The sequence below is a fragment of the Pseudomonas lactis genome (assembly GCF_001439845.1).
GTDB lineage: Bacteria > Pseudomonadota > Gammaproteobacteria > Pseudomonadales > Pseudomonadaceae > Aquipseudomonas > Aquipseudomonas lactis.
In genome coordinates this window covers 22,764-37,576 of sequence record NZ_JYLO01000007.1, presented here as the reverse complement: position 1 = coordinate 37,576, position 14,813 = coordinate 22,764, and the positions used below count along the sequence as shown (strand labels likewise).

The window sequence follows — 14,813 nt, the reverse complement described above, 5'->3', positions numbered from 1 at the left end:
TGACAAAAAGACTTTTATCTCGACTGTCTCGCCCATTTTTCTCCTAAAAGACTGTAGGAGCGAGCTTGCTCGCGAAAAGCGTCAACGATAACTCGGTGCGTCAGGTAGCCAGCGGTGTCTGTAGGTGCTTCGCGAGCGAGCTCGCTCCTACAAGGGGCAAGTCTTAGAACGGCACCTTGCCGAGGATCATGTCGCGGTACATCACAAAGTCGCCCAGCAAGCTGTAAAACGGGTGCTGAAAGGTGGCGGGGCGGTTCTTTTCGAAGAAGAAGTGGCCTATCCAGGCAAAGCTGTAGCCCGCGAGCGGCAAGGCCAGCAGCAGGACCAATGAGCCTCTGCCGATGGCATACGCGAGAATGCCGATCACCAGGGTGGTGCCGATAAAGTGCAGGCGTCGACAGGTGCTGTTGCCATGCTCGGCCAGATAGTACGGGTAGAACTCGGCAAAACTGTTGAATTTCTTGATGTTTTCCACGGTGACCGGCCCTCTGGTTGTTGTGCCGCCAACGGGTGCGCGGCGGGGAGCTTATTTGAGTCTAGAGTGAACAGTGCTAACAGCCAGTGACAATAGATGCCACTTTAGTATCCTTGGCTTCCTGGCTGCCGTTTGAGCCTGCTTTCAATAAGAAGACGCCATGAGCGAACGAACAACTTCTGCAAGCTGGGCGATGGGCATCGTCAAGGCGCTGGAAATGGATGGCCTGGATTGCAGGGCCTTGTTCAAGCAGTTGGGCCTGGATTATGCGTCCCTCACTGACCCCGATGCGCGCTTCCCGCAAGACGCCATGACCCGCCTGTGGCAGCGTGCGGTGGAGGTGTCGGGCAACCCGGCGATTGGCCTGAACATGGGCAAGGTGGTACGGCCTGCCTCGTTTCATGTTGCCGGTTATGCGTTGATGTCCAGCAACACCCTGGCCGAAGGCTTTATGCGCTTGGTGCGCTACCAGCGCATCATCGCCGAAAGCGCTGACTTGAGTTTCCGACTTTTACCCGAAGGCTATGCGTTGATTCTGACGGTGCATGGCGATCATCTGCCGCCCACCCGTCAAAGCGCCGAGGCCTCGCTGGCCAGCGCTCTGGCCCTGTGCGGCTGGCTTACCGGGCGCACCCTGCAACCGCGCAAAGTGCTGCTGCAAGGCGACCAGCCGGCGGACTTGGCGCCCTACCAACACGCCTTCCACGCGCCTTTGCAATTCAATGCACCCTATGACGCGTTGATTTTCGAGCAGGCCGACATGGAGGCGCCGCTGCCCACAGCCAATGAAGCCATGGCGCTGTTGCATGATCGCTTTGCCGGAGAATACCTGGCGCGTTTTTCCGAAAGCCGCGTGACCCACAAGGCGCGTCAGGTGCTGTGCCGCCTGCTGCCCCAGGGCGAACCCAAGCGCGAAGCGGTGGCCCAGACGTTGCACCTGTCCCAGCGCACCTTGCAGCGGCGGCTACAGGAGGAGGGCACCAGCTTCCAGGCCTTGCTCGATGACACCCGGCGCGAACTGGCCGAGCAGTACCTGGCACAACCCAACATGACCCTGCTGGAAATCGCCTACCTGCTGGGGTTTGCCGACCCGAGTAACTTTTTCCGCGCCTTTCGCCGCTGGTTCGATGCCACGCCCGGCGAATACCGGGCGCGGTTGCAGCAAATGTCGACCGTCAGTGACGCCAGAACGCCGGAATGCACAACACAAACACGGTGATGATCTCCAGGCGTCCCAGCAACATGCCCAGGGACAGGATCCACTTGGCGGCATCCGGCAGGGTGGCGAAATTGCCGGCCGGGCCGATGGTTTCGCCCAGGCCGGGGCCCACGCCGGATACGGTACTGGCGGCGCCGGTCAACGCGGTCATCCAGTCAACGCCCAGCAGTGACAGCGCCAGGGCGATCATGCAGATGGTGATGGCGAAGAAAAACGAAAAGGTCAGAATCGAGCGCACGATCTCTTCATCGAGGCGATGGCCGTTGTACTTCTGCTTGATCACCGCGCGGGGATGGATCAACTGATTCAAGTTGGCCTTGAGCAGGATGTAGGCCACCTGGAAACGGAAGATCTTGATGCCGCCGGCGGTGGAGCCCGAGCAGCCGCCAATAAAGCCCAGGTAGAAAAACAGCATCAGTGAGAAGTTGCCCCACAGGCTGTAGTCCCCCAGTGCAAAGCCGGTGGTGGTCACCACCGATGTCACGTTCAGCGCCACATGACGCAAGGCATCGAGCCAATGCAGGTTGGTGGTCCACCAGTACCAGGTGCCGAGTACCAGCCAGGTCACCAGCAACAGGCCGAGCAGGCCTTGCACTTGCTGGTCCTTGATCAGGGCCCGACGGTTGCCGCGCAAGGTGGCCACGTACAGGGCGAACGGCAAGCTGCCGAGGATCATCACCACCACCGCGACCCAGTGCACCGCCGGTTGTTTCCAATGGGCCAGGGACTCGTCCGAAGTGGAAAACCCACCGGTGGAGATCGCCGACATGGCATGGTTGATCGCATCGAACACGCCCATTCCGGCCCACCAGAAGGCCAGGCTGCCGAAGATGGTGATGCCCACATACGCCGCCACGATCAAGCGCGCCACCATATGCGAGCGAGGCATGACTTTTTCCGAGCGGTCCGAAGATTCGGTCTGGAACAGGCGCATGCCACCAATGCGCAGCAGCGGCAGGATCGCCACCGCCATGCCGATAAAGCCGATACCGCCGAGCCAGTGCAAAAGCGAACGCCACATCAAAATGCCTGGCGACATGCTGTCCAGCCCGCTCAACACGGTGGAGCCTGTGGCGGTGATGCCGGACATGCTTTCGAAGAACGAGTCGGTGTAGCTGATGTGCTGGGTCAGCAAAAAGGGCAGGGCGGCGAAGATGCACACCACTACCCAGCTGCTGACCGTGAGCAGGTACATGTCCCTGGGGCGCAGGTGCACGTGCTCGGGGCGGCCAGGGATGACCAGCGCCAACCCGGCGATAAAGGTGATCAGGCTGGCCCACAGGAACGAGGGGAGGTCGCTGGTGCGTTCGAAGATCACCAGGGTCGCCATCGGGATCACCATGGCGACCGCAAGGGTGATCAGGAAGATGCCGATGATGAAACCGATGATACGCAGGGTCGGCAACGCCATGAAGTTCGCTCGGGTGATTGGGCAGAGGCGCCATTCTACCTGTGGTGCAGGTCTTGTAAACCAAGGGCTGCGGTGGCTTGGGGTCTACACAACTTCGCAGCGACGCTGAAGCTGTGGCGAGGGAGCTTGCTCCCGTGACGACCTACCCACTGGCGCCTATCTACCTGACACATCACGATCCAAATGTGGGAGCTGGCTTGCCTGCGAAGGTATCGACTCGGTGTGCCCGAATCACCGAGTTGTCTGGATCGCAGGCAAGCCAGCTCCCACAGAGATAGGTGCAGCAGTTATTGCGCGCATAAAAAAGGCGACCCGCAGGTCGCCTCTTTCAACTGCGCTTGATCAGAACTCGTGATCAGCGCTGTCCGGGTTCAGGTCGCTGATGCCCAGCTTGCCGGCAGCGGCTTCGATCGAACCGGTCTGCTTGACCAGGGCGGCGATCGAGTCACGCACGATCTGGTTGCCCTTTTCATTGTCCGCGGCGATCAACTGGTCGTAATGCTCACCGTTGTTGGCGTGATCAACCATCACCTGGATCTTCGCTTCGGTGGCCGCCAGGTCAGCCTTGAGGGCTGCATCGGCTGCCGGGTCGGCCTTGGCCACCAGGGACGACAGGCTGGCGCCGGTCAGCTTGGTGCCGTCAACACGGGTGTATTCGCCCAGGTAGACGTTACGGATGCCCTTGGCGTCGTAGAAGTGCGAGTAATGGGTGTTGTCGCTGAAGCAGTCCTGTTCGTCTTCCGGCGAGTTGGCTTCCAGAGACACCTTCATGCGCTCCCCGGCGAGCTCGCCCAGGGACAGGCTGCCCATGCCGAACAGCATTTTACGCAGGCCGTCGGTGCCCGGTTCCGACTCCAGGGTGGCGCGGTAGTTGTCTTCGACGTTGGGCTTCCAGTTGTCGACCATTTCCTGCAGGTCGCTGACCAGCAGTTGGGTGACCGCACGCAGGTAAGTGCGGCGACGCTCGTTGTGGCCGCCGGTTGCACCGTCTCCGGTCATGTAGTCCGACGCCGGGCGGTTGCCCGCGCCTGGGCCGGTGCCGTTGAGGTCCTGGCCCCACAGCAGGAATTCGATGGCGTGGTAGCCGGTGGCGACGTTCGCTTCGGAACCGCCCAGTTCATTGAGGCTGGCGAGTTTTTCCGGGGTGATGTCCTTGACGTCGACCTTGTCTTCGCCCACCTGGATCTCGTTATTGGCGATGATGTTGGCGTTGGCACCTGGGTTACCCAGTGCGTGTTCGTAGGACTTGTCGACGTAGTCGATCAGACCTTCGTCCAGGGGCCAGGCGTTAACCTGGCCTTCCCAGTCGTCGATGATGGTGTTGCCGAAGCGGAACACTTCGCTCTGCAGGTAGGGTACGCGCGCGGCGATCCAGGCGGTACGGGCCGCTTTCAGGGTTTCGTCGTTCGGGTTGGCGAGGAAGGTGTCGATTGCGGTCTGCAGGGTTTTTGCGGTGGATTCGGCATCGCTGTACACCGCAAACACCATGTCTGCGTAGTGCGCGACCACGGCCTTGGCGGCCGCTTCGTCGACCTGGCCTGCCGGGGCAGCCGCCGGTGCGGTAGTGCTGGCGGCAGCGGGTGCCTGGGGCGCGGCGGCCTTGTCTTTACCTTCGCCGCAACCGGCGAGAGAAATGGCAATGGCCAGCAGACTGGCGGTGGCCAGGGGCATACGAATCATGGCGAACATCCTGCTTCGGTTGTTGAAAGGGCGCGCGGGGAGCGCAAACGCTGCGACATAATGCGAAAGATTTGCATTTTGTGTAAAGGCTTATACGCGGGAAATATTGAGTATCGAAGTGTAAATTCAAAGACTCACGGCGTTATTGCGCTCGGCCTGCTTCAAATAAGCCGTCAACTCCCGGGCCTGCAGCGGTTTGCTGTAGTGATAACCCTGCCCCTCATGGCACCCCTCGGAGATGACATAGGCCTCCTGTTCGGCAGTCTCCACTCCTTCGGCAATCACCTGCATGCCCAAGCTTTTGCCCAGTTGGATAATGGCACGCACGATGGTTGCGTCATCGTCGTCGTCCTGCAGGTCCTGGACGAAGCTCTTGTCGATCTTGATCTTGTCCAGGGGCAGGCTTTTGAGGTAACTCAGGGATGAGTAGCCAGTGCCGAAGTCATCAATGGCGATCAGCGCCCCGGAGCGGCGCAGGCTCAACAGGTGCTGGGCGGCGGTGCTGATGTCTTCCATCAGGCCGGTCTCGGTCACTTCCAGCTCCAGGCTGCGCGGCGGCAGGCGATAGATCTGCATCAGGTTGTTGACCACCCGCGGCAACTCGGTGTGGTGCAGTTGCACGGTGGACAGGTTGACGGCCATGCGCAGCGCCGTGAAGCCCTGGTCATGCCATTCGCGCAGTTGCCGGCACGCCTGGTCCAGCACCCATTCGCCAATGGGAATAATGGTGCCGTTCTGTTCCGCCAGCGGGATAAACAAATCCGGCGGTACCAGCCCGTGCTCAGGGTGTTGCCAGCGTAGCAGGGCTTCCACGCCCACCACCTGATGGTCGCGGTAACTGATTTGCGGTTGGTACACCAGGTGCAACTGCTCGCGGCTCAGCGCATCGCGCAGGTCTTTCTCCAATTCACGGCGCCGGCGCATTTCGCTGTCGACGCTGGCGATATAAAACTGATAACGGTTGCGCGAGCGGCTCTTGGCCAGGGTCATGGTTTGCTCGGCTTTTTGCAGCAACTTCTCGGTGCTGTCGCCATCCTCCGGGAACAGCGTAATGCCAATGGTGGCGCGTAGGCGGATCAGGTCGTGGTCGAGGGCGAATTCAGCCTCCAGGTCATCGAGAATACTTTGCGCCAGTTCGGCGGCTTCGTAGGGCTGGTCGATATCGGCTTGCACCAGGGCGAACTGGTCACCGCCCAGACGGGCGAGCGTACCCAGGCGGCCGCTGTGGGCGCGCAGACGGTCGGCCAGGGCCAGCAGCAGTTTGTCGCCGGCCTGGTAGGTGAACTGCTCGTTGACGCTCTTGAAGTCATCCAGCCCCACGCACAACACCGCGACACGGCGTTGCCGGCGTCCGGCGTCCGTGAGGATCTTGTCCAGTTGCGCCTGCAACTTCTGGCGGTTCGGCAGGCCGGTCAGGAAGTCGTATTGGGCCATGCGCAACAGGCTCGACTCGGCCTCGTGGCGCAAGTGGGTATTGCGCTCGATGGATTCGAGCAATTGGTTGGCGGTGTTTATCCACTGCCCCAGTTCGTTGCGTTCGTGGCCCTTGAGCTGAGGGATCTTGTGCTCGCTGGGACGGTCCGGGTTGATCGAGGTCAGGTGCCCGATCATCCGCGACAGCGGTTTGGTCAGCATCCAGTGATACACCAGGTACAACACCAGCCCCATGACCAGGGCGCGCAATACGCCCGAGATAAAGATGATGACCGAGCTGACCAGGAAACTTCGGCCGTAGGTGGCGGTGTCGAGGGTGATGCTGAGGTCGCCGTAGTATTCGCTATAGGGGCCCTTGCCCACCAACGAAGTGGTAAAGGAGCGTTCCTGGCCAAGAATCAGATCGGTCAACCAGCGGCTGGGGGACTGCTGTAAAGGGCGGTTTTTTTCCGCCAGCATGGTCTCGTTGGGGTGGCCGATAGAAGCCATGCGCACAGCGTCGTCCTGGAACAGACCTTCGATCACCTGCATGCCCATCTCGCGATCCAGGCTGTACACGGCCTGGGTCGAGGGGTCGCGAAACATGTCGAGAATGCGCTGGGCATCGCCTGCCACGGCCTGGCGCGTTTTGTAGGCATCAAAAACGATCTGCGCCGCGCTCAGTGCCACACCCACGATCAAGGCCGACAGCAGCACAACCCGTAGCAACTTCACCGACAAGCTGTTCTTGAGTTCCAGCTTCAAAGGGGGCATTCCTTGTCTCATGCGGGTGGCCGTCAATATGCCATGAGTATTGGCAATCTGGTGATGGCAGTCAAAGGGACATTGGGGCCTTGGCTTAATTGAGGTTTGGGCTGGATAAACGCAGGTAGGCGCCCGCTGATGTTCGGGCTTGTCATAAACAGGAAAGGGTAGAGTGCAGCAGCGGAGAAGGCGGAGGCTATCCGCCTTCGAGTTGGCGACGATTTAAGAAAAATCGATCTGGCCCTGAGGCTGTTGCTGTTCCCCACCGATTTTCGAGCCTTCATTGACCATGTCCAGGGCTTTGTTTGCCAAGTCCATTGCGCCTTTTGCCAGGTCCAGCCCTTTATCAGCAATACCCGCTACCACTGGGACCGCACCTGCAACCCCTGCTGCCATCGAAATAGGATCCATCGTCATGCTCCACATTGATTCAGGAGGGTTATTCCTCCTGACGTTTGTGTGGTCAATTGTTACGGTTGAGTTCCGGTATCTCTGCGCTGTCAGCCTGGCGCGCATAAAAAAGCCCGGCAATCGCCGGGCTCTTTCTACTGCAAGCGTTACTTAGGCAGTGAAGGTCTTGCCTTCGAACTGCTCAGCCACGAACTTCCAGTTGACCAGGTTCCAGAACGCTTCCACATACTTTGGACGCACGTTGCGGTAGTCGATGTAGTAGGCGTGTTCCCAGACGTCGCAGGTCAGCAGCGGGGTGTCGCCGTTGGTCAGCGGGTTGCCGGCGCCGATGGTGCTGGCCAGGGCCAGGGAACCGTCAGCCTTTTTCACCAGCCAGCCCCAACCGGAACCGAAGGTGCCGACCGAAGTCTTGGTGAACTCTTCCTTGAACTTGTCGAACGAACCGAACGCAGCGTTGATGGCTTCAGCCAGCGCGCCGGTTGGTTGGCCGCCGGCGTTTGGCGCCAGGCAGTTCCAGTAGAAGGTGTGGTTCCAGACCTGAGCGGCGTTGTTGAAGATGCCGCCCGAGGAAGACTTGACGATCTCTTCCAGGGTCTTGCCTTCGAACTCGGTGCCAGGCACCAGGTTGTTCAGGTTCACGACATAGGTGTTGTGGTGCTTGTCGTGGTGGTATTCCAAGGTTTCCTTGGAGATGTGCGGCTGCAGGGCATCGTGTGCGTAGGGCAGCGGCGGCAATTCGAAAGCCATGATGATTCTCCTAATCAGGTCAGTTGCGGTGAGCGCAAGGCCGATCACGGGCGGCCAAACATGCGCCGGGGAGTTTGTACTCTTTGCGGCGCAGGGGGCCGATCATAGCACCGGGGGTGCGGCATAACCACGCAACAACTGTGTGGGATAGAGGTTCCAGCACGTTTTGGAATATTCGTCAGGCGCTGATCAGTTGATAGGCCACAGAGAACATCATCGCGGCGACCAGCAGGTCCAGCAGGCGCCAGGTGGCCGGGCGTGCCAGCCAGGGTGCCAGCCATGCCGCACCCAGCGCCAGGGTGGCGAACCACAGGAATGAAGCACTGGCCGCACCGGCTACGTAGGCACCCGGTTCGGTTTGTTGCGCGCCCAGGGAGCCGATCAGCAGGACGGTGTCCAAGTAAACGTGGGGGTTGAGCAAGGTGACCGCCAGGGCGCTCAGCAATACGGCGCGCAATGAGCGCGTCTTGAGGCTGTCGCTTTGGTCCAGGCTCTGTTTCGAGCAGGCCCTGCGCAGCGCGCACGCGCCGTACCAGAGCAAGAACGCAGCGCCGCCCCAGCGTGCCACCGCCAGCAGTATCGGGCTCTGCGCCAGCACGGTGGCCAGCCCGAATACCCCGGCGGCCACTAACAGTGCGTCGCAGATCACACACAACGCCGCCACGGGTAAGTGATGTTCGCGGCGCAGACTTTGGGCGAGTACGAATGCATTTTGGCTGCCGATTGCCATGATCAACCCGAGGGCCACCAGCAAACCGTTCATATAGCTTTGCCACATAGAAGGAGATCCTTGTTGATGCTCAAACGATGCTGGCTATGGTGCCGCTCAAGGTTGTATAAGAAAAACCAATATTGCTGATCGCTCATTAGAGAAACTGATGTTCGACTATAAATTGCTTTCTGCCCTGGCGGCGGTGGTGGAACAAGCCGGCTTTGAGCGCGGTGCCCAGGTGTTGGGGCTGTCGCAGTCAGCCATCTCCCAACGCATCAAGCTATTGGAGGCGCGCATCGGCCAGCCGGTGTTGATACGGGCCTCGCCGCCAACGCCCACCGATATCGGCCGGCGCCTGCTCAACCATGTGCAGCAGGTGCGTTTGCTGGAGCGTGACCTGCAAAGCCAGGTACCGGCCCTGGACGAGGAGGGTATGCCCGAGCGTCTGCGCATTGCCCTGAATGCCGACAGCCTCGCCACCTGGTGGGCCGAGGCGGTCAGCGACTTCTGCGCCGAACAGCATTTGCTGCTGGACCTGGTGGTCGAAGACCAGACCGTGGGCCTCAAACGCATGCGCGCCGGTGAAGTGGCGGCCTGCATTTGTGCCAGCGAACGTCCCGTGGCCGGGGCTCGCAGCCTGTTGCTGGGCGCCATGCGTTATCGGGCGCTGGCCAGCCCGGCCTTTCTGGCGCGGCATTTTCCTGGAGGTGTGCGGGCCGACCAATTGGCGCGCACGCCTGCGCTGGTGTTCGGCCCGGATGATTTTCTGCAGCACCGCTACCTGGCGTCCCTAGGCGTGGACGGTGGTTTCGAACACCATCTATGCCCGTCATCCGAAGGATTTATCCGCCTGACGGAAGCCGGCTTGGGTTGGGGGCTGGTGCCTGAATTACAGGTGCGTGACCAGTTGGAAACCGGCGTATTGGTCGAGTTATTGCCAGATAAGCCCATCGATGTGCCGCTGTACTGGCATCATTGGCGCAGTGGCGGGCAACTGTTGGGCTTGTTGACCGACCATCTGGCCGATGTGTGTGGCCATTGGTTGGTGCCGTTGGAGTGATAGCGCGCGTCAAGGCAACAGCGATGAAAAACGAAAGAACACGGAGTACTACATGAAAATTCTGGTCACCGGCGCAAGCGGCTTCATCGGCGGGCGCTTTGCGCGCTTCGCCCTTGAACAGGGCCTGGACGTGCGGGTCAACGGGCGGCGCGCCGAGGGTGTGGAGCACCTGGTACGGCGTGGTGCCGAGTTTATCCAGGGTGACTTGAATGACGCCGACCTGGTGCGCGACCTGTGCCGCGATGTCGAAGCCGTGGTGCATTGCGCCGGCGCCGTCGGGCTGTGGGGCAAGTACCAGGACTTCCACCAGAACAATGTGCTGGTCACCGAAAACGTCGTCGAGGCCTGCCTGAAACAGCGCGTCGGGCGCCTGGTGCACCTGTCGTCGCCGTCGATCTACTTTGACGGTCGCGACCATCTGGGGCTCACCGAAGAACAAGTGCCCAAGCGTTTCAAGCATCCCTATGCCGCTACCAAGTACCTGGCTGAGCAGAAGGTCTTTGGCGCTCAGGAGTTCGGCCTGCAAGTGATCGCCCTGCGCCCGCGCTTTGTCACCGGGGCCGGCGATATGAGCATCTTCCCGCGCCTGCTGAAAATGCAGCGCAAGAACCGCCTGGCGATCGTCGGCGACGGCTTGAACAAAGTCGACTTCACCAGCGTGCATAACCTTAACGAGGCGCTGCTCAGCAGTTTGCTCGCCACCGGCTCTGCGCTGGGCAAAGCCTACAACATCAGCAACGGCGCACCGGTGCCGATCTGGGATGTGGTGAACTACGTGATGCGGCAAATGGAGCTGCCTCAGGTGACCCGTTACCGCTCCTACGGTGTGTCTTACAGCGTGGCAGCCTTGAATGAAGCCTTCTGCGCGATATGGCCGGGGCGGCCGGAACCGGCGTTGTCGCGCCTGGGCATGCAGGTGATGAACAAAGATTTCACCCTCGACATCAGCCGCGCCAGGCATTATCTCGACTACGAGCCCAAGGTCAGCCTGTGGGCCGCGCTCGACGAGTTCTGCAGCTGGTGGAAAGCCCAGGACCCGGGCCGCCAATAAGCTCATAAGCAGCAACACTTCGGGAACCCAATTGCAGGTTCCGAGTCGATCCATGCGCCGGGAGTGCGGTTTATACTCCTGCCGCTCGGCCTTGCAGCCAGCCATCTCATTGATTCAGGGTAGATTCATGCGTAACGATGCTAAAGACGACTTCGACAACGTTCCCAGCCTGCGGGCCGATACTGGGGATGACGATGATTTCGTGCCGACCGCCGCGACGTCGGTGCGTTCGCGAACGACGCCCGTGGTCAAGGTCAAGAGCGCCAGCACCGGGCCGTTGTGGGCATTGGTTGGCGCGCTGTTGATCGCCTTCGCGGGCCTGGCCTGGTGGAGCTTTCAGCAGATCTCCCTGATGGGCCAGCAGTTGGTCGCCACCCAGGAGAGTTTTGCCCGTATCAGCGAAGAAGCGGCGGGGCGCCTGCAGGCGATCTCCGGCAAGGTCGTGGCCAGCGAAGCCAATGTGAACAACGGCAGCGAAGCCTTGAAACTGCAGATCAAGCAGCTGGAAGCCCAGTTGCAGGAGCAGGGCAAGCAACAGTTGGGCGTCGCGGGGCAGGCCTCCGAACTGGACACCCGCCTGGCCCAGATGAGTGCCAGCACCACCGAACTGACAGCGGCCAATACCAAGCTGCAAGGCCAGGTGCAGGCCCTCACTGACGCGGTCGCCAGCCTCACGGCAGCACAGGCCGAGGTCAAGGGCCTGGCCACCGATGTGGCCGCCTTGAAGAAACAAGGCAACCCGAGTGCGGCCATCGCCCGTCTCGAGCAAGACCTGCTGGTACTCAAGAGCGCCCAGGAAAACCAGCCGGTCAACGTCGACGCGCCGACCAACAAGGAATTCGACGTGTTCCGTATCCAGACCACGCGCAATATCACCACCTTGCAAAGCCAGGTGCAGAACTTGAATCAGCGCCTTAATGCGCCGGCTGCGGCCACACCACTGGGCCAATGAACGCAAATCGTCCTCTGTAGGAGCGAGCTTGCTCGCGAAAAACGTTAACGATCACGCGGGTTTCCTGGATAAGCGCGGCGCTTGTTGGCTTTTCGCGAGCAAGCTCGCTCCTACATTAGGATTAGGCTGTTGATTGTCACCATTTTGTGACATTTACCATCCCTTTCGTTACTTGCCCATCCCACGCCCTTGTTTAGACTCCGGTCATCCCAAAAAAACAATAAGGGCCACCCATGACCACCCATCCACTGCCTGCCAGCAGTTGGCTGAATGCACCTGCCCATCACGCCTGGCTCGCCGCCGAAGGCCAGCGGCTGCTGGCGTTCGCCAAGGCATCGCGCCTGCCGGACGGTTTCGGCAACCTTGACGATAAAGGCCAGTTGCCGGCCAATGCCCGCGCCGAAACCATGAACACCGCGCGCATGACCCACAGCTTTGCCATGGCCCATGCCATGGGGTTGCCGGGTTATGCCGAGTTGGTGGCGCACGGTGTGGCGGCGCTCAGCGGCCCGCTGCGCGACAGCGAGCACGGTGGCTGGTTCGCCGCGCCCCATGCGGTTGATGGCAATACCGGTAAGGCGGCCTACCTGCACGCCTTCGTGGCCCTCGCCGCCAGCTCTGCCGTGGTCGCCGGCGCGCCGGGTGCGCGCACATTAATGAACGACGCTATCCATATCATCGACCAGTTCTTCTGGAGCGAAGAGGAGGGCGTCATGCTCGAATCCTTCGCTGGGGACTGGAGCGGCGTCGAAGCCTATCGTGGTGCCAACAGCAACATGCACGCCACTGAAGCCTTCCTGGCGTTGGCCGATGTCAGCGGTGATACACGCTGGCTGGACCGCGCGCTGCGCATTGTCGAGCGAGTGATCCACACCCACGCCGCCGGCAACCAGTTCATGGTGATCGAGCATTTCGACGCGCAGTGGAAGCCCTTGCTCGGTTACAACCAAGACAACCCCGCCGATGGCTTTCGCCCTTACGGCATCACACCCGGCCATGGTTTTGAATGGGCGCGGTTGCTGCTGCACCTGGAAGCTGCACGCCTCAAGGCCAAGCTGGCCACGCCGGACTGGCTGGTGAGCGACGCCAAAGGCCTGTTCGCCAGTGCCTGCGAGTACGCCTGGGCGGTGGATGGTGCGCCGGGCCTTGTCTACACTTTGGATTGGAACCAGCGCCCGGTGGTACGCGAGCGCCTGCACTGGACCCATGCTGAAGCCAGCGCCGCCGCTCAGGCGCTGCTCAAACGTAGCGGCGAGCTGCATTACGAAACCTGGTACCGGCGCTTCTGGGAATTTTGCGAAACCCACTTCATCGACCGGCTCCAGGGCAGTTGGCATCACGAACTCAGCCCGCACAACCAACCCAGCAGCAAAATCTGGGGCGGCAAACCTGACCTGTACCATGCCTGGCAAGCGGTTGTGCTGCCTGCACTGCCCTTGGCACCCAGCTTGGCCAGTGCATTGGGCAGTGGATGCTATGTCACCAAGTGGTGACATTTGCGCGTCCCTTTGTTACCTGTGCCCCGAAAATCCATGTTTAAACTCCGTGCAGCGCAAGCTCTAGACTTGCATGCATAACAACAAGAAAAGGTACTCAGATGAACGCGATTAATCGCCTCGCCGTCGCTATTTCCATTGCCTCGTTGTTCCCCCTCAGTGCATTTGCCGCCGACTCCAAAGGTACGGTGGAAGTGGTGCATTGGTGGACCTCCGGCGGTGAAAAAGCGGCTGTGGATGTCCTGAAGGCCCAAGTTGAGAAAGACGGCTTCACCTGGAAAGACGGTGCTGTAGCAGGCGGCGGTGGCGCCACTGCCATGACCGTGCTCAAAAGCCGCGCGGTCGCCGGCAACCCGCCAGGCGTTGCCCAGATCAAAGGCCCTGACATCCAGGAGTGGGCGTCGACTGGCCTGCTCGACACCGACGTGCTCAAAGACGTCGCCAAAGAAGAAAAGTGGGATTCGCTGCTCGACAAGAAAGTCTCCGACACCGTGAAATACGACGGTGACTACGTCGCCGTGCCGGTGAACATCCACCGCGTGAACTGGCTGTGGATCAACCCGGAAGTCTTCAAGAAAGCCGGCATCACCAAGAACCCAACCACCCTCGAAGAATTCTACGCAGCGGGCGACAAGCTCAAGGCTGCAGGCTTCATTGCGCTCGCCCACGGCGGTCAGCCTTGGCAGGACAGCACCGTGTTCGAAGCGGTTGTGCTTTCGGTAATGGGCGCTGATGGCTACAAGAAAGCCCTGGTCGACCTGGATAACGGCGCATTGACCGGCCCGGAAATGGTCAAGGCCCTCACCGAGCTGAAGAAAGTCGCGACCTACATGGACGTCGACGGCAAGGGCCAGGACTGGAACCTGGAAGCGGGCAAGGTCATCAATGGCAAGGCCGGCATGCAGATCATGGGTGACTGGGCCAAGTCCGAATGGACCGCCGCCAAGAAAGTCGCCGGCAAGGATTATGAGTGCGTAGCGTTCCCGGGCACCGACAAAGCCTTCACCTACAACATCGACTCCCTGGCGGTGTTCAAGCAGAAAGACAAAGGCACTGCCGCGGGTCAGCAGGACATCGCCAAAGTCGTGCTGGGTGAAAACTTCCAGAAGGTGTTCAGCATCAACAAGGGCTCGATCCCTGTGCGTAACGACATGCTGACCAAGATGGAATCCTACGGCTTTGATTCTTGCGCCCAGACCGCCGCGAAGGACTTTTTGGCCGACGCCAAGACTGGCGGTCTGCAGCCAAGCATGGCCCACAACATGGCCACGACCCTGGCGGTACAGGGTGCGTTCTTTGATGTCGTGACCAACTTTATCAACGACCCGAAAGCCGACCCGGCCGACACGGCCAAGAAGCTTGGCGCGGCGATCAAGTCGGCCAAGTAACACAGCCACTGTAGGAGCGAGCTTGCTCGCGAA

13 protein-coding genes are annotated in these 14,813 nt (G+C 60.6%); 6 read left to right on the top strand and 7 right to left on the bottom strand.

Annotation, left to right across the window (positions count from 1 at the left end):
* Positions 1–163: 163 nt before the first annotated feature.
* Positions 164–475 (bottom strand): Mpo1-like protein, encoded by a 312-nt coding sequence (locus TX24_RS12735; RefSeq protein WP_003193783.1) that lies wholly within the window; start codon positions 473–475, stop codon positions 164–166.
* A 160-nt stretch (positions 476–635) separates the two neighbouring features.
* On the opposite strand from TX24_RS12735, the gene TX24_RS12730 reads away from it, so the two are divergent.
* Positions 636–1,694: an AraC family transcriptional regulator gene (locus tag TX24_RS12730; protein ID WP_003193782.1), complete on the top strand. Its 1,059-nt coding sequence runs from the start codon at positions 636–638 to the stop codon at positions 1,692–1,694.
* Here the strand turns inward: TX24_RS12730 and TX24_RS12725 are convergent.
* The 6 genes from TX24_RS12725 to TX24_RS12700 form a co-directional block, all read right to left on the bottom strand.
* On the bottom strand, positions 1,651–3,105 hold the full coding sequence (locus tag TX24_RS12725; RefSeq protein WP_003193780.1) for a TrkH family potassium uptake protein: 1,455 nt from the start codon (positions 3,103–3,105) through the stop codon (positions 1,651–1,653). The two genes, TX24_RS12730 and TX24_RS12725, sit on opposite strands and share 44 nt — an antisense overlap.
* Before the next feature lie 342 nt (positions 3,106–3,447).
* Positions 3,448–4,785 (bottom strand): imelysin family protein, encoded by a 1,338-nt coding sequence (locus tag TX24_RS12720; RefSeq protein WP_032895564.1) that lies wholly within the window; start codon positions 4,783–4,785, stop codon positions 3,448–3,450.
* A gap of 126 nt (positions 4,786–4,911) precedes the next feature.
* Complete coding sequence (locus tag TX24_RS12715; RefSeq protein ID WP_373874290.1) at positions 4,912–6,972, bottom strand: putative bifunctional diguanylate cyclase/phosphodiesterase; 2,061 nt, start codon at positions 6,970–6,972, stop codon at positions 4,912–4,914.
* A 213-nt stretch (positions 6,973–7,185) separates the two neighbouring features.
* The gene (locus TX24_RS12710; RefSeq protein ID WP_137203916.1) at positions 7,186–7,374 is read right to left on the bottom strand and encodes a hypothetical protein; all 189 of its coding nucleotides are present in this window, start codon (positions 7,372–7,374) and stop codon (positions 7,186–7,188) included.
* A 150-nt stretch (positions 7,375–7,524) separates the two neighbouring features.
* Positions 7,525–8,121: a superoxide dismutase gene (locus tag TX24_RS12705; protein WP_003175739.1), complete on the bottom strand. Its 597-nt coding sequence runs from the start codon at positions 8,119–8,121 to the stop codon at positions 7,525–7,527.
* A 178-nt stretch (positions 8,122–8,299) separates the two neighbouring features.
* Positions 8,300–8,899: a LysE/ArgO family amino acid transporter gene (locus TX24_RS12700; protein WP_032895568.1), complete on the bottom strand. Its 600-nt coding sequence runs from the start codon at positions 8,897–8,899 to the stop codon at positions 8,300–8,302.
* A 100-nt stretch (positions 8,900–8,999) separates the two neighbouring features.
* Between TX24_RS12700 and TX24_RS12695 the strand changes: the two genes are divergently transcribed.
* The 5 genes from TX24_RS12695 to TX24_RS12675 all read left to right on the top strand — a co-directional run bounded on the left by TX24_RS12695 (position 9,000) and on the right by TX24_RS12675 (position 14,780).
* Positions 9,000–9,893, top strand: coding sequence for a LysR family transcriptional regulator ArgP (locus TX24_RS12695; protein WP_003193773.1), 894 nt, complete (start codon positions 9,000–9,002; stop codon positions 9,891–9,893).
* Positions 9,894–9,945: 52 nt separating this feature from the next.
* Positions 9,946–10,944, top strand: coding sequence for an NAD-dependent epimerase/dehydratase family protein (locus TX24_RS12690; RefSeq protein ID WP_003193771.1), 999 nt, complete (start codon positions 9,946–9,948; stop codon positions 10,942–10,944).
* Positions 10,945–11,071: 127 nt separating this feature from the next.
* The gene (locus tag TX24_RS12685) at positions 11,072–11,896 is read left to right on the top strand and encodes an ATPase (protein ID WP_034134356.1); all 825 of its coding nucleotides are present in this window, start codon (positions 11,072–11,074) and stop codon (positions 11,894–11,896) included.
* 233 nt (positions 11,897–12,129) lie between these two features.
* Complete coding sequence (locus TX24_RS12680; protein ID WP_003193769.1) at positions 12,130–13,389, top strand: D-mannose isomerase; 1,260 nt, start codon at positions 12,130–12,132, stop codon at positions 13,387–13,389.
* 104 nt (positions 13,390–13,493) lie between these two features.
* Positions 13,494–14,780, top strand: coding sequence for an ABC transporter substrate-binding protein (locus tag TX24_RS12675; RefSeq protein WP_003193767.1), 1,287 nt, complete (start codon positions 13,494–13,496; stop codon positions 14,778–14,780).
* Positions 14,781–14,813: the final 33 nt, after the last annotated feature.

What these genes read in the sequence shown, in the direction of transcription:
- TX24_RS12730 (WP_003193782.1), top strand. Translation starts at nt 636, where the DNA reads ATGAGCGAACGAACAACTTCTGCAAGCTGGGCGATGGGCATCGTCAAG.
- TX24_RS12725 (WP_003193780.1), bottom strand. Translation starts at nt 3,105, where the DNA reads ATGGCGTTGCCGACCCTGCGTATCATCGGTTTCATCATCGGCATCTTC.
- TX24_RS12720 (WP_032895564.1), bottom strand. Translation starts at nt 4,785, where the DNA reads ATGATTCGTATGCCCCTGGCCACCGCCAGTCTGCTGGCCATTGCCATT.
- TX24_RS12715 (WP_373874290.1), bottom strand. Translation starts at nt 6,972, where the DNA reads ATGCCCCCTTTGAAGCTGGAACTCAAGAACAGCTTGTCGGTGAAGTTG.
- TX24_RS12710 (WP_137203916.1), bottom strand. Translation starts at nt 7,374, where the DNA reads ATGGATCCTATTTCGATGGCAGCAGGGGTTGCAGGTGCGGTCCCAGTG.
- TX24_RS12705 (WP_003175739.1), bottom strand. Translation starts at nt 8,121, where the DNA reads ATGGCTTTCGAATTGCCGCCGCTGCCCTACGCACACGATGCCCTGCAG.
- TX24_RS12700 (WP_032895568.1), bottom strand. Translation starts at nt 8,899, where the DNA reads ATGTGGCAAAGCTATATGAACGGTTTGCTGGTGGCCCTCGGGTTGATC.
- TX24_RS12695 (WP_003193773.1), top strand. Translation starts at nt 9,000, where the DNA reads ATGTTCGACTATAAATTGCTTTCTGCCCTGGCGGCGGTGGTGGAACAA.
- TX24_RS12690 (WP_003193771.1), top strand. Translation starts at nt 9,946, where the DNA reads ATGAAAATTCTGGTCACCGGCGCAAGCGGCTTCATCGGCGGGCGCTTT.
- TX24_RS12685 (WP_034134356.1), top strand. Translation starts at nt 11,072, where the DNA reads ATGCGTAACGATGCTAAAGACGACTTCGACAACGTTCCCAGCCTGCGG.
- TX24_RS12680 (WP_003193769.1), top strand. Translation starts at nt 12,130, where the DNA reads ATGACCACCCATCCACTGCCTGCCAGCAGTTGGCTGAATGCACCTGCC.
- TX24_RS12675 (WP_003193767.1), top strand. Translation starts at nt 13,494, where the DNA reads ATGAACGCGATTAATCGCCTCGCCGTCGCTATTTCCATTGCCTCGTTG.